Source organism: Streptomyces sp. NBC_01166 (genome assembly GCF_045039765.1).
Taxonomy (GTDB): Bacteria; Actinomycetota; Actinomycetes; order Streptomycetales; family Streptomycetaceae; genus Streptomyces.
In genome coordinates this window covers 2,754,266-2,772,755 of record NZ_CP108613.1, presented here as the reverse complement: position 1 = coordinate 2,772,755, position 18,490 = coordinate 2,754,266, and the positions used below count along the sequence as shown (strand labels likewise).

The 18,490-nt window shown below is 71.6% G+C and carries 16 protein-coding genes; 8 read left to right on the top strand and 8 right to left on the bottom strand.

What is annotated here, in order from left to right:
* The first annotated feature begins 60 nt into the window (after positions 1-60).
* Both OG379_RS12900 and OG379_RS12895 read left to right on the top strand, forming a co-directional pair.
* Complete coding sequence (locus OG379_RS12900) at positions 61-264, top strand: hypothetical protein (RefSeq protein ID WP_405662255.1); 204 nt, start codon at positions 61-63, stop codon at positions 262-264.
* A 185-nt stretch (positions 265-449) separates the two neighbouring features.
* Positions 450-650, top strand: coding sequence for a DUF6243 family protein (locus tag OG379_RS12895; protein WP_393761849.1), 201 nt, complete (start codon positions 450-452; stop codon positions 648-650).
* A 70-nt stretch (positions 651-720) separates the two neighbouring features.
* Here the strand turns inward: OG379_RS12895 and OG379_RS12890 are convergent, their stop codons facing one another.
* Complete coding sequence (locus tag OG379_RS12890) at positions 721-2,190, bottom strand: MFS transporter (protein WP_405662252.1); 1,470 nt, start codon at positions 2,188-2,190, stop codon at positions 721-723.
* Between the two features lie 101 nt (positions 2,191-2,291).
* Between OG379_RS12890 and OG379_RS12885 the strand changes: the two genes are divergently transcribed.
* From OG379_RS12885 to OG379_RS12870, 4 genes are all read left to right on the top strand, one after another.
* Positions 2,292-3,227 carry a helix-turn-helix transcriptional regulator gene (locus OG379_RS12885; protein ID WP_405662250.1) on the top strand — a complete coding sequence of 312 codons (936 nt, stop codon included), beginning with the start codon at positions 2,292-2,294 and terminating at the stop codon, positions 3,225-3,227.
* A 45-nt stretch (positions 3,228-3,272) separates the two neighbouring features.
* A complete protein-coding gene (gene dusB, locus OG379_RS12880; protein WP_393761843.1) occupies positions 3,273-4,421 on the top strand; it encodes a tRNA dihydrouridine synthase DusB in 1,149 nt (382 codons plus the stop codon).
* A 573-nt stretch (positions 4,422-4,994) separates the two neighbouring features.
* Positions 4,995-7,706: a pyruvate, phosphate dikinase gene (gene ppdK, locus OG379_RS12875; protein ID WP_405662248.1), complete on the top strand. Its 2,712-nt coding sequence runs from the start codon at positions 4,995-4,997 to the stop codon at positions 7,704-7,706.
* A 521-nt stretch (positions 7,707-8,227) separates the two neighbouring features.
* On the top strand, positions 8,228-9,229 hold the full coding sequence (locus OG379_RS12870; RefSeq protein ID WP_393761839.1) for an ArsR/SmtB family transcription factor: 1,002 nt from the start codon (positions 8,228-8,230) through the stop codon (positions 9,227-9,229).
* Positions 9,230-9,232: 3 nt separating this feature from the next.
* Here OG379_RS12870 and OG379_RS12865 read toward each other — a convergent pair whose 3' ends face one another.
* Complete coding sequence (locus tag OG379_RS12865) at positions 9,233-9,817, bottom strand: hypothetical protein (RefSeq protein ID WP_405662246.1); 585 nt, start codon at positions 9,815-9,817, stop codon at positions 9,233-9,235.
* A gap of 165 nt (positions 9,818-9,982) precedes the next feature.
* Between OG379_RS12865 and OG379_RS12860 the strand changes: the two genes are divergently transcribed.
* Positions 9,983-10,393: a VOC family protein gene (locus OG379_RS12860; protein WP_393761835.1), complete on the top strand. Its 411-nt coding sequence runs from the start codon at positions 9,983-9,985 to the stop codon at positions 10,391-10,393.
* Positions 10,394-10,451: 58 nt separating this feature from the next.
* Here the strand turns inward: OG379_RS12860 and OG379_RS12855 are convergent, their stop codons facing one another.
* The 4 genes from OG379_RS12855 to OG379_RS12840 all read right to left on the bottom strand — a co-directional run bounded on the left by OG379_RS12855 (position 10,452) and on the right by OG379_RS12840 (position 15,935).
* Positions 10,452-11,618, bottom strand: a complete 1,167-nt coding sequence (locus OG379_RS12855; RefSeq protein WP_405662244.1) for an alkaline phosphatase PhoX — start codon at positions 11,616-11,618, stop codon at positions 10,452-10,454.
* Between the two features lie 116 nt (positions 11,619-11,734).
* Entirely contained in the window at positions 11,735-12,094 is a 360-nt protein-coding gene (gene nirD / locus OG379_RS12850; RefSeq protein WP_393761831.1) for a nitrite reductase small subunit NirD, read from the bottom strand.
* The gene (gene nirB, locus OG379_RS12845) at positions 12,094-14,679 is read right to left on the bottom strand and encodes a nitrite reductase large subunit NirB (protein ID WP_405662242.1); all 2,586 of its coding nucleotides are present in this window, start codon (positions 14,677-14,679) and stop codon (positions 12,094-12,096) included. Before nirB ends, nirD begins: the two co-directional genes overlap by 1 nt.
* The gene (locus OG379_RS12840; RefSeq protein WP_405662240.1) at positions 14,679-15,935 is read right to left on the bottom strand and encodes an NAD(P)/FAD-dependent oxidoreductase; all 1,257 of its coding nucleotides are present in this window, start codon (positions 15,933-15,935) and stop codon (positions 14,679-14,681) included. Before OG379_RS12840 ends, nirB begins: the two co-directional genes overlap by 1 nt.
* A gap of 147 nt (positions 15,936-16,082) precedes the next feature.
* Between OG379_RS12840 and OG379_RS12835 the strand changes: the two genes are divergently transcribed.
* Positions 16,083-16,871 carry a sulfite exporter TauE/SafE family protein gene (locus tag OG379_RS12835; RefSeq protein WP_405662237.1) on the top strand — a complete coding sequence of 263 codons (789 nt, stop codon included), beginning with the start codon at positions 16,083-16,085 and terminating at the stop codon, positions 16,869-16,871.
* A gap of 105 nt (positions 16,872-16,976) precedes the next feature.
* On the opposite strand, the gene OG379_RS12830 is transcribed toward OG379_RS12835, so the two are convergent.
* Together OG379_RS12830 and OG379_RS12825 are read right to left on the bottom strand one after the other, a co-directional pair.
* Positions 16,977-17,609 carry a class F sortase gene (locus tag OG379_RS12830; RefSeq protein ID WP_405662235.1) on the bottom strand — a complete coding sequence of 211 codons (633 nt, stop codon included), beginning with the start codon at positions 17,607-17,609 and terminating at the stop codon, positions 16,977-16,979.
* 42 nt (positions 17,610-17,651) lie between these two features.
* Positions 17,652-18,329: a hypothetical protein gene (locus OG379_RS12825; protein ID WP_405662232.1), complete on the bottom strand. Its 678-nt coding sequence runs from the start codon at positions 18,327-18,329 to the stop codon at positions 17,652-17,654.
* Between the last annotated feature and the right edge of the window lie 161 nt (positions 18,330-18,490).

Sequence of the window (18,490 nt, the reverse complement as noted above, 5' to 3'; positions counted from 1 at the left end):
GGCGTACGGAACCGGGGGCTTCGTGCACACTGGGCGCACTCGTCCACAGGGAGGCCCCACATGCCGTCCATGACCACGAGCAAGGTCACCAGATGGGACCAGCACGGCCGTGAACACGTCGTCCACGTAAGGAAGTCGGGGATGCAGCGGCAACTGACCTGCGACACCTGCGGGTGGCGCAAGGGGGCGCAGTTCCTGCCCTGGCTCAAGGCGGAGGAGCACCTGACCGAGGCCCATCAGGCCACGGTCGACCCGACCACCTGAGCCGGCAGCGGGGCCTGGCCGAAAAAAACCGGATGAGGCGCCCCTCCGGCCGGGGTACCTTTCCGGCATGTCTTCGTTCTTCCAGATCTACGAGTGAGCGCGCGACGGGCCGACCGCCCGTCGCCCATCGGATCGATACACGACACGTCATCCTCACTTCCTCAACTCAAGAACGGGAGAACGCCGTGGCCAAGAGCCGCAACAACCTCCTCGGCGTGGGCGGACAGCGCAAGAAGCTGTCCCGCGCCGAACAGCAGGGCGCGGGCCCCGCGCGCAACAACGACCGCAAGGCCGCCGAGGACAAGAAGCAGGAGCTGGTGCGCAAGATGCGTGAGCGCGCCGCCGCGGAGGCCGCACCGGCGCAGGACGCACCGGCCGAGAGCTGACCTCCTCGCGCCACCCGTACGACCACGGGCCCGGATCACCTCGGTGATCCGGGCCCGTGTCCGTCCGCCCTCACCTCACCGTGCGGGGCAGCCGCAGGCTCAGCAGGGTCGTCAGGACGACGGCCGCCAGCTGCACCAGCAGCGTCACGACCAGGGCGTCCCGCATCCCCGAGCCGGGAGCCAGCGCGAGGAACAGCGTCCCGAGCGTGGCGACCCCGAGTGCCAGGGCGGCCTGCTGGGTGGTGGTCATCACGCCGCCGCCCACCCCCGCCCGCTCGGACGGCACGTCGGACAGCACGATCCGGATCAGGACGGGGAGCTGCAGCCCCTGCCCCAGTCCCGAGATCGCCATGCCCGGCAGCAGGCCCAGCAGCCCGAGACCGGGCCAGGAACTCCACACGGTCAGGGCCAGCACCGTGACGCCCGTCCCCTGGATCAGGCCGCCGGCCGTCACCACCCGGCTGCCGAAGCGCCGTACGAGCCGGGGGCCGGCCAGCGAGGCCGCGAAGAAGGCGGCCGCCATCGGCGCGAGGGACAGCCCGGCCGCGGCCGGGCCCATCTCCAGACCCTGCTGGAGGGCGACCGCGATCACGAACATGAAGCCGCCGAAGCCGATCGAGAACGGCACCACCAGGATCAGGCCGCGGCGCAGCGACTCCAGCCGGAGCAGGCTCGGCGGCACGAGCGGTGTCCGGCCCTGCGCGTCGGCCCGCCGCTCCACCCGGTAGAAGGCCACCGCGGCGAACGGGAAGAGGCCGAGGGACACCCAGGTCCAGAGCGGCCAGCCCGCAGCCCGGCCCTCCGTCAGCGGGGCCAGCAGCGTCACCAGGGAGACGGCCAGCAGGAGCGTGCCCGGGACGTCCACGGGCGCCGGCCGGTCCGAGCGGCTCTCCGGCACCGAGCGGGCGGCCAGGAACAGCCCCACCACCGCCACGGGCACGTTCACCAGGAACACCGACCGCCAGCCCGCGCTCTCCCCGAAGACGGAGGACAGCGGGGCGGCGGAGACCAGGACACCGCCGAGGATCTGGCCGGCGACCATGGAGAGCCCGGCGGTCGCCCCGTACAGGCTCATGGCCCGCGCCCTGTGGTGGCCGGTCGTGCCCGCCTGGATGGTGGCGAGCACCTGCGGCAGCATCAGGGCCGCGGCGGCGCCCTGGGCCACCCGTGCTCCCACGAGGGTCCAGGCGTCCGGGGCCAGCCCGCAGGCGAGGGAGGTGAGGCCGAAGGCGGCCATCCCGACGAGGAAGAGCCTGCGCCGTCCGGCCATGTCGCCGAGCCGCCCGCCGAGGACGAGCAGCACGGCGTAGGAGAGGCCGTAGCCCGCGACGACCAGCTCCAGCAGAGCGGGGCCGGCGGCCAGGTCGTGGTCGATGGTGGGCAGGGCGACGTTGACGATGAAGAAGTCGATGAGCGGGAGCGCCGCGCCGAGCAGCACGGTGAACAGCCCGAGCCCGCCGAGCACCGGTGCGGGGTGGTCGTACCGCGCCCCGGGGACGCGGGTGGCGGATGCGTTGGTCAGTACAGATGATTCACTCACGCCATCGACTCTGGACCCGTACTCAGCCTGGTACCAGAGTCTTCTTATCCTGGTACACGGAGCACCTGGCAATACGTCCGGGCATTCGGCACCCTGGGAGCATGACGACCGCGGCGGCCCAGGTACCCGAGACAGACATCCGGCGGCACGAGCTGGCCGGATTCCTCCGCAGCCGTCGCGAGCGGATCACCCCCGAGCAGGTGGGTCTGCCCCGCGGCCGCCGCAGGCGGACCCCCGGGCTGCGCCGCGAGGAGGTAGCGCAGCTCTCGGCCGTCGGCGTCACCTGGTACACGTGGCTGGAGCAGGCCCGCGACATCCAGGTCTCCCCGCAGGTGCTCGACTCCCTGGCCCGCGCCCTGCTGCTCGACCGCAGCGAACGCACCCACCTCTTCTCCCTCGCCGGGGCCGTCGACCCCGCGCCGGGCTCGGACTGCACGGGCGTCACCCCGGCCTTCCACGAGATGCTCAGGCGCCTGGAGCCCTTCCCGGCCTGCATCCAGAACAGCCGGTACGACATCCTCGCGTACAACCGCACCTACGGCAGGCTCCTGTGCGACCTGGACGCCGTCGCCCCCGAGGACCGCAACTGTCTGCTCCTCGCCTACAACAACGAGGACTGGCGCGCCTCCGTCGTCGATCTGCCCGCCATGCACCGGGTGATGGCCGCCAAATTCCGAGCCTCGATGGCGGAGCACCTGGCCGAGCCCGCCTGGAAGGCGCTGCTGCGGCGGCTGGAGGCCACCTCGCCCGAGTTCGGCGAGATCTGGGCCCGCCACGAGGTGGTCGGACCCTCGAACCGCACCAAGATCTTCCGGAACGCCCGGGTGGGACTGCTCAGGCTCGACCACACCGACCTGTGGCTCGGCCCCTCGGCGGGCCCGCGCATGGTGACGTACGTCCCCTCGGACGAGGAGTCACGGCTCGGGCTGGAGCGGCTGATGGCGTCGGTCCTCGCGGAACCGCAGGCCGGGCCGCACTCGGAGCCCCTCGCCGGGTCGCGCACGACGGCCCTCACCGGGTCCGTGGCCGAGGCCTGAGCGGGCGGCATCCGCGCCGCGGCCGGCGTACGGGACAATGGGGCCATGACCACGCTCGCCCCCGCCCTCCCGCTGCTCCGGATCGGCCCGCACACCGTGCAGCCGCCGGTCGTGCTCGCGCCCATGGCCGGCATCACCAACGCGCCCTTCCGCACCCTCTGCCGTGAGTTCTCCGGCGGCAAGGGGCTGTTCGTCAGCGAGATGATCACCACGCGGGCGCTGGTCGAGCGCAACGAGAAGACCATGCAGCTCATCCACTTCGACGCGAGCGAGACCCCGCGCTCGATCCAGCTGTACGGGGTGGACCCGGTCACCGTCGGCAAGGCGGTCCGCATGATCGTCGACGAGGACCTCGCCGACCACATCGACCTGAACTTCGGCTGCCCCGTCCCCAAGGTCACCCGCAAGGGCGGCGGCTCCGCGCTCCCGTACAAGCGGCCCCTGCTGCGCGCGATCCTGCGCGAGGCCGTGGCGCAGGCGGGCGACCTCCCGGTCACCATCAAGATGCGCAAGGGCATCGACGACGACCACACCACTTATCTCGACGCGGGCCGCATCGCGGTCGAGGAGGGCATCACGGCCGTCGCCCTGCACGGCAGGACCACCGCCCAGCACTACGGCGGCACGGCCGACTGGGACGCCATCGCGCGCCTCAAGGAGCACGTCCCCGAGATCCCCGTCCTCGGCAACGGCGACATCTGGAGCGCCGACGACGCCCTGCGGATGATGCGTGAGACGGGCTGCGACGGCGTCGTCGTCGGCCGTGGCTGCCTGGGCCGCCCCTGGCTCTTCGGCGACCTCGTCAGCGCTTTCGAGGGGGCGGGGACGAGGCAGGCGCCCGCCCTGCGCCAGGTGGCGGACGTCATGCTGCGCCACGCGACGCTGCTGGGGGAGTGGATCGGCGACGAGAGCCGTGGCGTTATCGACTTCCGCAAGCACGTGGCCTGGTACCTCAAGGGCTTCGCGGTCGGCTCGGACATGCGCAGGAGGCTCGCGGTCACCTCGTCGCTGGAGGAGCTGGGCGGACAGCTCCAGGAGCTCGACCTGGACCAGCCCTGGCCGGACGGCGCGGACGGCCCGCGTGGGCGCACGTCCGGCAACAACCGGGTGGCGCTGCCGGACGGCTGGCTCAAGGACCCGTACGACTGCGCGGGCGTGGGCGCCGAGGCGGAGCTGGACACCTCCGGCGGCTGAGCGCCACCCCCGCGCCGGGGCACCGAGTGCCCCATGAGGAGCCCGCTCATCTGAGCGGGCTTTTCTGCTTGGATACGGTGCGTTCCCTCGCGATTTCGCGGCAGGAGTGTGCATCCGCTCTCTTTGAAGGCCTGCCTGGTCACGTCCTGTGCGTTGTTTGTCGCTCCAGAGTGACCAACTGTTGGCGCACGGACGTCCGGATGATGACATCTGAGCGCGGAAGAGGGCGTGATTCTCGCCACCCCTGAGTGGCGTTTGGCTCAGATGAGCGCTCGTTCGCTTGCTGTACTTCTCAAATGGCGGCACTGGGTGCCAGGCGGGTTTACTTTGATCGATCAAAGTATCCATTACTCTGCGTCATCGAATCGGACCGATTCGCACACTCATCGTATTGATGACTTCAAGAGGTGAACAGATGCCCTCTTCGACGTGTACCGGTGCATTACTTTCGATCTGCTGGCGGACGGGTGGTTGAGCCCTCATGACGCGCAAGTGGCCGTACCCAGACACCTTCGATCTGGGTATGTTCCTCGCCGTCAGGGCAGCCACCGCGTCCTCGAGGAGTCGAGACCCGTGTCGGAACACAAAGATCCCCAGAAGTTCGTCTACGACTTCACCGAGGGCAACAAGGATCTGAAAGATCTGCTGGGCGGCAAGGGTGCCAACCTCGCCGAGATGACCAACCTCGGGCTGCCCGTCCCTCCGGGCTTCACCATCACCACCGAGGCCTGCAAGGTCTACCTCGACAGCGGTGACGAGCCGGCCGAGCTGCGCGACGAGGTCAGTGCGCACCTCGAAGCGCTCGAGAAGCGGATGGGCAAGAACCTCGGCCAGGCCGACGACCCGCTGCTGGTCTCCGTCCGGTCCGGCGCGAAGTTCTCGATGCCCGGCATGATGGACACGGTCCTCAACATCGGCCTCTCCGACGCCTCGGTCGTGGGTCTCGCCGCCCAGGCCGGCGACGAGCGCTTCGCCTGGGACTCGTACCGCCGCCTCATCCAGATGTTCGGCAAGACCGTGCTCGGGGTCGACGGCGATCTCTTCGAGGAGGCGCTGGAGGCCGCCAAGGAGGCCAAGGGCGTCACCGTCGACGTGGACCTAGACGCGTCCGACCTCAAGAAGCTGGTCAAGGAGTTCAAGAAGATCGTCACCCGGGACGCGGGACGCGACTTCCCGCAGGACCCGCGCGATCAGATGGACCTGGCCATAAAGGCGGTCTTCGACTCGTGGAACACCGACCGGGCCAAGCTCTACCGCCGCCAGGAGCGCATCCCCGGCGACCTCGGCACCGCCGTCAACATCTGTTCGATGGTCTTCGGCAACCTCGGCCCCGACTCCGGCACGGGCGTCGCCTTCACCCGTGACCCGGCCAGCGGCCACCAGGGCGTCTACGGCGACTACCTCCAGAACGCGCAGGGCGAGGACGTCGTCGCGGGTATCCGCAACACGGTGGCGCTCGCCGAGCTGGAGTCCATCGACAAGACGTCGTACGACCAGCTGATGAAGATCATGGAGACGCTGGAGACCCACTACAAGGATCTCTGCGACATCGAGTTCACCATCGAGCGCGGTCAGCTCTGGATGCTCCAGACGCGGGTCGGCAAGCGCACCGCCGGTGCCGCCTTCCGCATCGCCACCCAGCTCGTCGACCAGGGCCTCATCGACGAGGCCGAGGCGCTCCAGCGGGTCAACGGCGCCCAGCTCGCGCAGCTGATGTTCCCGCGCTTCGACGACGCGGCCAGCACCGTCCTGCTGGGACGCGGGATCGCCGCGTCGCCGGGCGCGGCCGTAGGCAAGGCCGTCTTCGACTCCTACACCGCGGTCAAGTGGTCGCGGTCGGGCGAGAAGGTCATCCTGATCCGCCGGGAGACCAACCCCGACGACCTCGACGGCATGATCGCCGCCGAGGGCATCCTGACCTCGCGCGGCGGCAAGACCTCGCACGCCGCCGTCGTCGCCCGCGGCATGGGCAAGACCTGCGTCTGCGGTGCCGAGGAGATCGAGGTCGACACCAAGCGCCGCCGGCTCACGGTCGGGGACACCGTCGTGGAGGAGGGCGACCTCGTCTCCGTCGACGGTTCCACCGGCAAGGTGTACCTCGGCGAGGTACCGGTCGTGCCCTCCCCGGTCGTCGAGTACTTCGAGGGCCGTATGCACGCGGGCGCCGACGACGCCGACGAGCTCGTCGCCGCCGTGCACCGGATCATGGCGTACGCCGACCGGGTACGCCGGCTGCGTGTACGGGCGAACGCGGACAACGCCGAGGACGCCTCCCGGGCCCGTCGCTTCGGCGCCCAGGGCATCGGCCTGTGCCGCACCGAGCACATGTTCCTCGGTGAGCGCCGCGAGATGGTCGAGAAGCTGATCCTCGCGGACACCGACGACGAGCGCGAGGCCGCGCTGGCCGCGCTGCTGCCGCTCCAGAAGGCCGACTTCATCGAGCTGTTCGAGTCGATGGACGGGCTGCCCGTCACCGTACGGCTGCTCGACCCGCCGCTGCACGAGTTCCTGCCCGACATCACGGAGCTCTCCGTGCGGGTCGCGCTCGCCGAGTCCCGCAAGGACGCCAACGAGAACGACCTGCGCCTCCTGCAGGCCGTGCACAAGCTGCACGAGCAGAACCCGATGCTGGGTCTGCGCGGTGTCCGTCTCGGCCTGGTCATCCCGGGACTGTTCGCGATGCAGGTCCGTGCGATCGCGGAGGCGGCGGCGGAGCGCAAGAACGCCAAGGGCGACCCGCGCGCCGAGATCATGATCCCGCTCGTCGGCACGGTCCAGGAGCTGGAGATCGTCCGCGAGGAGGCCGACGGTGTCATCGCCGAGGTCGAGGCGGCCACCGGCACGCAGCTGCGGCTGAGCATCGGCACGATGATCGAGCTGCCCCGCGCCGCGCTGACCGCCGGTCAGATCGCCGAGGCCGCCGAGTTCTTCTCGTTCGGCACGAACGACCTCACCCAGACGGTGTGGGGCTTCTCCCGCGACGACGTGGAGGCCTCGTTCTTCACCGCGTACCTGGAGAAGGGCATCTTCGGGGTGTCGCCGTTCGAGACGATCGACAAGGACGGCGTCGGCGCCCTCGTGCGCAGCGCCGTGGAAGCGGGCCGGGCCACCCGCCCGGATCTCAAGCTCGGCATCTGCGGTGAGCACGGCGGGGACCCGGAGTCGGTTCACTTCTTCCACGAGGTGGGCCTGGACTACGTCTCCTGCTCGCCCTTCCGCATCCCGGTCGCCCGGCTGGAAGCGGGCCGGGCCGCGGCCGAATCGCGGGGCAGCGACAGCCGCTGAGGCCCGGCGACCGCCACGACTCCGGATACCGCCGGCGGGCCACGGAGACCCTCACCGGCCCCACGGCGGAAACCGGATTTCCCGGAAGCGGCGGCACCCTGTGCGGGGGTGCCGCCGCTTCGTCAATTGAACGGCGAACCGATGAACGCCGAACCAATTAACGACAAATCAATTGAACGGCGAACCATTCAAAGTGGTTGGCTTTTCACCATTCGGTGCGCAAATCGGGGACGCGCAGCCTGGATGCGGCCCGGGGATCCCCACCCCCGGGCCGCACCCGCTTACCCCTGCCGGGTACGGAGCCGCACCGTCGCTCACCGCCGCCGAACAGGCAAGGCCCCCCACGGCCCTCACCCGCTCATTCGGTGACGCCGGATGCGTACCCGACGTCGTACAGCTTTTCGGCTGGCGGAGATATGGGCGAGGCGTTTCAACTGTGGCCGAAACCCCGTGGTGACCTCCTGTGACGCTGTGCATACGCTTCGGTGGGGGCAATTGCGGGTGCAACAGGTGGGGGATCGGTGCTGCGTATCCATGTGTCCGGGGTGGACCTTTCGCGTGTGCGGATGGCCACGAGGCCGGACGCCATGTGGGAGACGATTCTCAGTTTTCACCGGCTGAGAGACCGCCGGGGTTCCACGGTGTTCGGGAAATGGCGGAAGGAATCCCGCACCCGGTTGAATGGTGAAGCACGTCTGCTGTCCGCGGTCGTTCCGCCGCGGGGATATTTCCCCGACTTCCTGACGCCTTCCGGGCCGGGCGCCGAACCGTTCGGGCTCGACGCCGGAATGGAGGCCCTGCGGGACACGCCCGCGGACCGCATCCGGGAGGAACTCGGGCTGCTGGCGGGGAACGCCCCCCACGCGCGACGGCTGTCCGGCGGCGCCCTCTCGGAGGCGCTGGCCGAAGGGCGTACGGAGCCGCTGGGGCGGCTCATCTCCACCCTGCGCGCCTACCACCGCGCCGCGGTCGAGCCGTACTGGCCGCACATCCGGGCGAGCGTCGAGGCCGACCGCGCCGTCCGGGGCCGTGCCCTGCTGGACGGCGGCGCGGACGAGCTCCTGGCCACCCTGCCGCCGATGATCCGCTGGCGGGCCCCCGTGCTGGAGGCGGACTACCCGGTCGACCGGGACCTGCGCCTCGACGGGCGGGGCCTGCTCCTCCAGCCGTCGTACTTCTGCCGGGGCACCCCCGTCGTCTACCGCGACCCGTGCCTCCCGCCGGTCCTCGTCTACCCGGTCACCCACCCCGGCGCCCCGTCCTACGCCGAACCCGGCCCCTGGCTCGGCCGGCTCGTGGGCCACACCCGCTCGGCGGTCCTCCGGTCCATAGGCAACGGCTGCACGACGAGCGAACTGGCCCGCAGGACCGGGGTCTCCCTGGCCTCGGCGAGCCAGCACGCCTGTGTGCTGCGCGAGGCCGGCCTGGTCCGCACCCTGCGCCACGGCAGCTCGGTCCTGCACACCCTCACCCCGCTGGGCTCCGCCCTGCTCAGGGGCGGAGCCCCGCTGGCCGTGCCCTGACCGTCAGCGGGGCGCGCCCTCCAGGAGGGCCTTCAACGCGGCCAGACGTTCCTTCCAGAACGCCTTGTACCGGGCGACGGCCTCCGCGTCCGCCAGCTTCTCGTGGCCCACACCGAGGCGCGTACGGCCGTCCGGCAGCTCCTGGAGCCACAGCGTGAGCCGCCCGGCGTCCCCGGACGCGTCGCGGAAGCCGGCGCTCAGCGACTTCCCGGGGCGCAGGCTGCTCACGGACAGCTCCACACCGGGGAGCCAGCGCTCCCGCAGCTCCGCGTCGGTGAAGGCGTCCAGGACACGCTCCGGAGCGGCCGCGAGCGTCCGGCTGCCCGAGGTGTTCCAGTCGCCGGTGGAGGACTGCCCGACCTGGCGCAGACCGCGTGACTGCTCGTACCCGACCGCGACCGACTGGGCGTACCAGCCGCCCATCCTGTGTTCGGTGCCGAGGAACGCGGCGATCTCCGCGTGACTGCGCCGGGTCGCGTCCCAGGCGTCGAGTACGTCGAACCAGCCCGCCCAGTCCCGGCCGGTGGCCCCGCGCAGGGCGTCGTCCGACAGCTTCTCGGTGATTCTTCTGCCCGTCGATCCGCTCATGGTCCGAGACGCTAGATGTGCCTACGGGGCGCGGGCCCACGGCGCGCGGAGAACTGCCCGCGTCCGGAGCGATGAGTTCTCGGCGCCGCCGTCGTCTACCTCTCGTAAGCGCTCGTACGGAGCGCGCGGGAGCACCCAGGGTGCCGGACGGAAGAGTTGGGAACCATGCCTCAGATGATCTTCGTGAACCTGCCGGTCAAGGACCTCGGGACGACCAGGAACTTCTTCTCGAAGCTCGGCTTCGGCTTCAACCCGCAGTTCAGCGACGAGTCGACGGCCTGTCTGGTCATCAGCGACACGATCTTCGCCATGCTGATCAGCGAGCCGCGCTTCAAGGACTTCACCAAGAAGGAGATCGCCGACGCGTCGAGAACGACCGAGGTCCTCCTCGCCCTGAGCGCGGAGAGCCGCGAGAAGGTCGACGAGCTGGCCGACGCCGCGCTCGCCGCGGGAGGCTCGCCCGCCAACGAGACCCAGGACATGGGCTTCATGTACGGCCGCTCGTTCCAGGACCCGGACGGCCACATCTGGGAGGTCGTCTGGATGGACCCGGCGGCGGTCGAGGGACAGGCCTGACACCTGGCCGGGCAGCGGTCGCGGAGCCGGCGCCGCGACCGCTGCCGTCCGGGGCGGATCAGGAGCGGAACGGCCCCGTCACCTCGTAGGTGATACCGCCGGACGAGCTCCCGCTGGTGCCGCGCTGCGAGGAGAAGTAGAGCCTCCGGCCGTCCGGGGAGAAGGCCGGACCGGTGATCTCCGACCCCGACTGGCCGCTGATCCGCAGGAACGGGGCGACGGTGTCGTCCGGGGTGATCAGGCAGATCTCCATGTTCCCGCCGTCCTCCGCGACGTACAGGTCACCGGAGGCGGCCCGGGTGACGTTGTCGACGCCGGTCAGCGGGGCGCCGCCGCCCGTGACGAGCGAGTCGTCGTAGGCGAGCGAGAGGGACGAGGCGTTCGCGTCGTACGCCCACACCCGGTTGTCGCCCTTGGTGGTGAACCAGCAGGTGCCCGCCGCGTAGAAGCAGCCCTCGCCGCCGTTGAAGACCTTGGCGCCGGAGACCTGGTAGCGGGTCTGGGTGGGCGATCCGTCCGGGTCGGGGACGGTCGTCCAGGTCACCGGGCCCGAGGTGCCGGTACCCGCCACCAGGACCTGGAGCGTGCCGGACGAGAGATCGCCCCAGGTGGTGGGGCGGAAGCGGTAGAAGCGGCCGTCCGTCTCGTCCTCGGTCAGGTAGACGTAGCCGTGGTCGGGGTCCGCGGCCGCGGCCTCGTGCTTGAACCTGCCCATCGCGGGGCGCTGCACGGCGGCGTTCACCCCCCACGGGTCCGTCTCGTACACGAAGCCGCGGGTGACCTCCTCGCAGGAGAGCCAGGTGTTCCACGGGGTACGGCCGCCCGCGCAGTTGGTGTTCGTGCCGGAGAGGATCCGGTACGCCGAGGTGACGGTTCCCGAGGAGTTGAAGCGCACCGCGCTGGCTCCGCCGCCGCTGCTCGCGGACACCTCCGCGTTGGAGACGTAGATCCAGCCGCTGCCGTCGGTGAAGGTGGCACCGCCGTCAGGTGCGCTGTGCCAGGTGTACGAGGTGCCCGGGACTGTCTGCCCGGAGCGGGCGATGATCCTGCTGGTGAAGCCGCTCGGCAGCAGGATGCCGTTGCCGTTCGCCGCCTGCAGCGCACCGTAGGGGCCCGCGGCCGGCTGGGCCGGATCCGCGAAGGCGGCACCCCGCCACAGGGTGCCGCCGAAAGCCGCCGCCGAGCTGCCGATCACCGCTGTGCGCAAGAAGGTCCGACGTTCCACGATCACTCCACGGGTGACGTGCGGGCCCGCCGGACCGGTCGGCCCGGCGGGTCGAACGTCAGGACAGTAGAGGCGCACAGTTGACGGAGCGTCAACATCAGGTGAACGGAGCGGAGTCAGTCCCCGCGGACCGGGAAGACCGGCACGGTGACGTCGTCGTCGTCCAGGCAGGCGCCCGTCTCGAGGTCGAAGCGCTGCTTCAGCAGCGGCGACGCGACGAACGGCCGCCCCCCTGCGGAGCCGACCAGGCCGCGGGAGAGGACGTACGCACCGGTGAACGGGTCCCGGTTGTCGATCGCGTACGCGCGCCCCGACCGGTCCACGAACAGCGCGACCTGCCGTCCGTCCGGGAGGAGCGCCGCCACGCCCCGCCCCGGGGTCAGCAGCGCGCGGTCGCAGACCGTCAGCCAGCCGTCCCCGTCAGCGAGCTGGATCGTCCGGGTGTCCTGCGCCGTTTCCATCGTCTGGGTCGTCATCAGGAGGAGGTCCCTTCAAGAGTGCGGATGGCAAGCACCGGGCCCGCGAGGATGTCCAGGTCCGGCTTGACCTGGTCGCGCTCCGGGACGAACTTGACCGAGGGGTCGGGTGCGTCGGGGGCGTTGACGAAGGTGACGAAGCGCCGCAGCCGCTCCGGATCGTTGATGGTCTCGGCCCACTCGTCGCGGTAGCCGCGGACGTGGTCGGCCATCAGCCGCTCCAGCTCGTCGCAGAGGCCGAGCGAGTCGTGGACGACGACGTCACGGACGTGGTCCAGGCCGCCCTCGATGCGGTCCAGCCAGGTCGAGGTGCGCTCCAGGCGGTCCGCCGTGCGGATGTAGAACATCAGGAACCGGTCGATGAGGCGGACCAGTTCGGCGTCGGAGAGGTCCTGGGCGAGCAGGTCCGCGTGGCGCGGGGTCGCGCCTCCGTTGCCGCCCACGTAGAGGTTCCATCCCTGCGCCGTGGCGATGATCCCGAAGTCCTTGCCACGGGCCTCCGCGCACTCCCGGGCGCAGCCCGAGACCGCCGACTTCAGCTTGTGCGGCGAGCGCAGGCCCCGGTAGCGCAGCTCCAGGTCGATGGCCATCTTGACCGAGTCCTGCACGCCGTAGCGGCACCAGGTCTGCCCCACACATGACTTCACCGTGCGCAGTGACTTCCCGTACGCGTGCCCGGACTCGAAGCCCGCGTCCACCAGGCGCGTCCAGATCAGCGGCAGCTGGTCGACGCGGGCGCCGAACAGGTCGATCCGCTGGCCGCCGGTGATCTTCGTGTAGAGACCGAAGTCGCGGGCCACCTCGCCGATCACGATCAGCTTCTCCGGGGTGATCTCACCGCCGGGGATGCGCGGCACGATGGAGTACGAGCCGTTGCGCTGGAGGTTGGCCAGGAAGTGGTCGTTGGTGTCCTGCAGCGCCGCCTGCTCGCCGTCCAGGACGTAGCCGCTCGCGCCGACCGTCGGGGCCAGGGAGGCGATGATCGAGCCGACCGTGGGCTTGCAGACCTCGCAGCCGTCCCCGCCGCGGGCCGCCTCACGGCCGTGCGAGTCGAGGAGGTCGGCGTACGTCGTGACACCGAGGGTGCGGACGATCTCGTACAGCTCGCTGCGGGTGTACTCGAAGCAGCCGCACAGTCCCTGGTCCTCGGGCTGAGGCAGCAGCTGACCGATGACCTTGACGCAACTCCCGCAGCCGGTGCCGGCCTTGGTGCACTTCTTCACCTCGGGCAGCGTGGTGTGTTCGCAGATCGCGCCCTTGGTGACGTTGTGGCAGGAGCAGATCACGGCCTCGTCGGGCAGCGAGGACGGGCCGAGGGTGACAGGGCCGCCCGCGCCGGCCGGCAGCACCAGCTGCTCCGGGGCGACGGGCAGGACCGTGCCGGTCATCGGCCGCAGCGTGCCGTACTGGTCGGCGTCGCCCACCAGGACACCGCCGAGCAGCGTGCCGTCCTGGCCGATCACCAGCTTCTTGTAGACACCCGAGCGGGAGTCCGCGTACACGACGTCGAGGCATCCCTCGGCCGCACCGTGCGCGTCACCGAAGGAGGCGACGTCCACACCGAGCAGCTTCAGCTTCGTCGAGAGGTCGGCGCCGGTGAAGGAGGCCGCGTTGCCCGCGATCACCTCGGCGACCGCCAGCGCCATCTCGTAACCCGGCGCCACCAGCCCGTAGACCCGGCCGTCCGAGGCCAGCGCGCACTCGCCGATCGCGAAGACGGCGCTGTCCGAGGTACGGCACTCCTCGTCGACGACGATGCCGCCGCGCGGGCCGACCGCCAGACCGCAGTCGCGGGCCAGCTGGTCCCGGGGGCGTACACCGGCGGAGAACACCACGAGGTCGGTCTCCAGCGAGGAGCCGTCCGACAGGGACATGCCGTTGACCCGGCCGTCCTCGCCCGCGGTGACCTCCTGGGTGCCGACACCCGTGTGGACGGAGAGGCCCATGTTCTCGATGGTGCGCAGCAGAGCGGCGCCGCCGCCGTCGTCGACCTGCACCGGCATCAGCCGGGGGGCGAACTCCACGACGTGCGTGTCGAGTCCGAGCCCCTTCAGCGCGCCCGCGGCCTCCAGGCCGAGGAGCCCGCCGCCGACGACCGCGCCGGTCTTCGCGGACTTCGCGTACTCCTCTATCGCGAGGAGGTCCTCGATGGTGCGGTAGACGAAACAGCCCTCGGCGTCCTTGCCGGGCACGGGCGGCACGAAGGGGTACGAGCCGGTGGCCAGCACCAGCGTGTCGTAGGAGAAGGTCTCCCCGGAGCGCGCGGTGACGGTGCGCGCCTCACGGTCGACGCTCTCCGCCGGGTCGCCGACGCGCAGCTCGATGCCGTGGCGCGCCATGAAGTCCGGCTCGACGAGCGAGAGGTCCTCCGGCGTCTTCCCGGAGAAGTACGAGGTCAGCTGCACCCGGTCGTACGCGGGGCGGGGCTCCTCGCAGAGCACGACGACCCTGGCGGTGCCCGCGGCGGCGGTCAGGCCGCGGTCGGCGAGCGCTTCCAGGAACCGCTGCCCGACCATGCCGTGCCCGACGACCACGATCGTCGGCACGCCTGCGGTGGGGGCGGTCGGGGGAGTGGACACCGGCATCAGAAGCCTCCGTCGTTGGTGAGCAGGTGGAGCAGGGACATGTCGGCGGGGAGGGCGTCGTCGTCCTGCCAGGTCCGGGCGAGGGTGCCGACCGCGGCGAGATCGCCGAACAGCACCCCGCCCGCCAGCCGGTCGCCCCGGACGACGACCGTGCGGTACGCGCCCCGGGTGGCGTCGGCCAGCCGGATCACGTCGTCGCCGGGCATCGGGCGGGAGTCGCCGAAGGCGGCCAGGTCGAGCCCGCCGGCGGCCCCGGAGACGACGGCGGCTCCGGCGGTGACGGGGGTCGCGGCGGGGGAGCGCAGGGTGAGCCTGGTCAGGGCCCTGGTGCCCCCGTAGCGGGCGGGGCGGCCCGCCAGCACCTCGGCCAGGACGTCGGCCTGTTCGAGCGCCGCGCCCGCCAGCCCGTAGACCGTCCCGGCGTGTTCGGCGCAGTCGCCCACGGCGTGGATGTACGGGTCCGAGGTGCGCAGCTCGTCGTCCACGACGACGCCCTTGCGGACCTCCAGCCCGGCCGCCTGCGCCAGACCCGTCCTGGGGCGGACCCCGCAGGCCAGCACCGTGATCTCGGCCTCCAGCTCGTAGCCGTCGGCCATCTCCACGGCCCGCACCGCCGGGGTGTCCCCGTCGGTGCAGCGCAGTCCGCGCACCCGGCACTCGGTGTGCACCTCGACGCCGAGGCCCTCCAGGTGGCGGCGCAGCATCCCGGCCGCCTCGGCGTCCAGCTGCCGCTCCATGAGGTGCTCGCCCTGCTGGGCCAGCACCACCTGGGCGCCGCACTCGGCGAGAGCACGGGCGGCCGACACCCCGAGGAGCCCGCCGCCGATGACGACGGCGCGCACGCCGGGGCGTACCGCGGCGCGCAGGGCCAGGCAGTCGTCGAGGGTGCGGAACGGGTGCACCCCGTCCGGCAGCGTGTGGCCGAGGCCCCGCAGCGGCGGCAGCACCGGGTTGGAGCCGGTGGCCAGCACCAGGCGCTCGTACCCGACGACACTGCCGTCGTCGCAGTGCACCAGCCGGTCCGCCCGGTCGATCCGCACGACCCGCACCCCGCGCCGCACCTCGGCGGGCGGCAGCGCGATGACGTCCGGCGCGTACCGGCCGGCGAGCACCTCGGCCAGCAGCACCCTGTTGTACGGGGCGTGGGCCTCCTCGCCGATGACGGTGACACCGGGGACCCGGGCGGCGAGCCGCGCGCCCGCCATCCCGGCGCCGATCACCACCACCCGCGCCGCGTTCTCCGTCTGTGTCCTCATACCGATGAGAGTGCGCGGCGGGTGTTACCCGACCGCATCCCTCCTGTTTCCCGGGAGGAACCTTGCGCTCAGCGCGCGGGGAGGCTCTCTGTGAGGGCGGGGCAACTGGTTGGACCAGGCACCTATCGCTTGCCTAAGGTCGCGGACATGCCCGAGATAACGCTGACCACCCTCGTCCTGCTCTGCCTGGCCGCGGCGGTGGCCGGATGGATCGACGCGGTGGTGGGCGGCGGCGGGCTGCTCCTCCTGCCCGCACTGCTGCTCGGCCTCCCGCACGTCCCCGCCGCACACGTACTCGGCACCAACAAGGCCGTCGCCATCGTCGGCACCTCGGGCGCCGCCGTGACCTACGTACGCAGGGCGCCGGTGCGGGTGGGCACCGCCGTGCGGATCGGGCTCATGGCGCTCGCGGGATCGATGACGGGTGCCTTCTTCGCCGCGGGCATCAGCAGCGACGTCCTGCGTCCGGTGATCATGGTGGTGCTGCTCGCCGTCGCGGCCTTCGTGATGCTGCGCCCGTCCTTCGGCACGGCGGCGGCCGGCGACACGGGCAAGAAGGTCACCCGGGTCCGCACGGTCACCGCGATCGTGCTGGTGGGCGGCGGAATCGGCTTCTACGACGGGCTCTTCGGGCCGGGCACGGGCACCTTCCTGGTGCTGGCGCTGACCGCGGTGCTCCACCTCGACCTGGTCACCGCCTCCGCCACCGCGAAGATCGTGAACGTCTGCACCAACGGCGGGGCGCTGGCGATGTTCGCCTACCAGGGCACCGTCCTGTGGCAGCTGGCCGCGCTGATGGCCGTATTCAATCTGGCGGGCGGGATGCTCGGGGCGCGGATGGCGCTCAGGAAGGGCAGCGACTTCGTCCGCGGGGTGCTGCTGGTCGTGGTGTTCTCGCTGGTCGCCAAGCTCGGCTTCGACCAGTGGACGGCCTGACCGGAGCGGTCGGGCCGTGGCCGGGGAGCGGTCGGGCCGACGCGCCTCCGCCTCGTCCGGTGAGCCGTCGGAGCAGCGTGCCTCGGCCTCGGCCGGTGCGAGCCGTCAGCGCACCTCGGCGAGGTGGGCGTACGCCACCACGTTGCCCTGGTAGCCCGTCTCGCGGCTGAAGCCGCCGCCGCAGGTGATCAGCCGCAGCGAGGCGTGCGGAGTGGCGCCGTAGACGCGCTTGTCGGGGAACTCGTCCTTCTCGTACACCTCGACCGCGTCGACCGAGAAGACGGCGGTGCTGCCGTCCCGCCGGTCGATCTCGACCCCGGCCCCCTTCTTCAGGGATCCCAGGCCGTAGAACACGGACGGTCCCTCGGCGTTGTCGACATGACCGGCCACTATCGCGGTGCCCTTGGCGCCGGGCGGCGTGCCGCCCTCGAACCAGCCAGCGAGGTTGCGGTTCCCGGCGGGCGGTGCGTCGAGGCTGCCGTCCGCGGTCAGCCCGAGACCCGTCATGGGCGCGTCCACACCGATGCCGGGGATACGGATCCTGACCGGTTCGGAGGGGCGCAGCGGGTCGGCGACCCGGGTGCGCGGGCGTACCTCGGGGCCGGCCGCGAAGGCCTCGGCGGTGGAGGGCTGGGGGGCGACGGTCCGGATGACCGCGCCGTTGTGGACCAGCCAGATGCCGCACAGTGCGGCGACGCCCGCCAGCCAGGCCCTCGCTCTCAGTGCCGTCCTGTCCACGTCTCGTCCTTCGCCGGTCGTCCTCGGTGACGCGCGCCGTCCTCAGTGACGCGGGCCGTCGGCGCGGCGGCGGCGCACGAGCAGGAGACCGCTGATGGCCGCGGCTCCGACGAGGCCGGCGCCCGCGGCGAGCTGGGCGGTGTCGGGGGCGGCGCTGCCGCCGACACCCGTCCCGACATGGCCGGAAGGCCGGCTGGGGCTGGGCGCGGTCGTGGGCCTGTGCCCCGGCGGTTCGGCGGATCCCGGGTCGGTCGCGTGCGGGGGCACGGGTTCGGGGCGGTTGCCCGTTCCGGGTGCTGTCCCCGCGCCCGTCCCGGGCCGCTGGAGCGTTCCGGCCTCGTCCCCGGTCCCGGTGCCGCCCTCGTCCCCGGTCTCCGTCTCCGGCCAGGAGGACCCCGGAACCGCTGCCGGATCCTCGGCCGTCTCCAGGCCCGCGAGCGGATCCGGACCGTCGGCCGGTCCGGGATCCCCGGCCTCCAGGTCTTCGAGCGGCGCCCCCAGCTCATCGGATGCCCCGCCGTTCTCGCAGAAGGCGGCCGTGTCCAGGTCGGCCAGGCCCTCCTCGGCGGCGCAGTCCGCCGCGCCGGGCGCGGCCGTCGCCGCGGCGAGCTCCGGTCTGCCGAGGCTGTCCGCGTGCGCGGACGGGATGGCGAGTCCGAGCGCGGCGGCGGTGAGGGCCGCGGCGGCGGTACCGGTCACGAGGCGGGCAGGGCTGCGCATGGGAATCCTCCGGGCAGACGGATGTGTCCTGTCTCCGAGGTAAGTGGCCCCGCCCCCCGGCCGCATGCTGACGCATGGTCAGCTTTCACCCGTACGGACCCGGGGAACGCGTCCGGCCGACCGGTCCCGCGCAGGTCGCGGCGGTGACGCAGGCCGATCAC

Coding starts and splice junctions, on each gene's coding strand:
- OG379_RS12900 (WP_405662255.1), top strand. CDS start 61: ATGCCGTCCATGACCACGAGCAAGGTCACCAGATGGGACCAGCACGGC.
- OG379_RS12885 (WP_405662250.1), top strand. CDS start 2,292: ATGACGACCGCGGCGGCCCAGGTACCCGAGACAGACATCCGGCGGCAC.
- dusB (WP_393761843.1), top strand. CDS start 3,273: ATGACCACGCTCGCCCCCGCCCTCCCGCTGCTCCGGATCGGCCCGCAC.
- OG379_RS12865 (WP_405662246.1), bottom strand. CDS start 9,817: ATGAGCGGATCGACGGGCAGAAGAATCACCGAGAAGCTGTCGGACGAC.
- OG379_RS12860 (WP_393761835.1), top strand. CDS start 9,983: ATGCCTCAGATGATCTTCGTGAACCTGCCGGTCAAGGACCTCGGGACG.
- nirD (WP_393761831.1), bottom strand. CDS start 12,094: ATGACGACCCAGACGATGGAAACGGCGCAGGACACCCGGACGATCCAG.
- nirB (WP_405662242.1), bottom strand. CDS start 14,679: ATGCCGGTGTCCACTCCCCCGACCGCCCCCACCGCAGGCGTGCCGACG.
- OG379_RS12840 (WP_405662240.1), bottom strand. CDS start 15,935: ATGAGGACACAGACGGAGAACGCGGCGCGGGTGGTGGTGATCGGCGCC.
- OG379_RS12835 (WP_405662237.1), top strand. CDS start 16,083: ATGCCCGAGATAACGCTGACCACCCTCGTCCTGCTCTGCCTGGCCGCG.
- OG379_RS12825 (WP_405662232.1), bottom strand. CDS start 18,329: ATGCGCAGCCCTGCCCGCCTCGTGACCGGTACCGCCGCCGCGGCCCTC.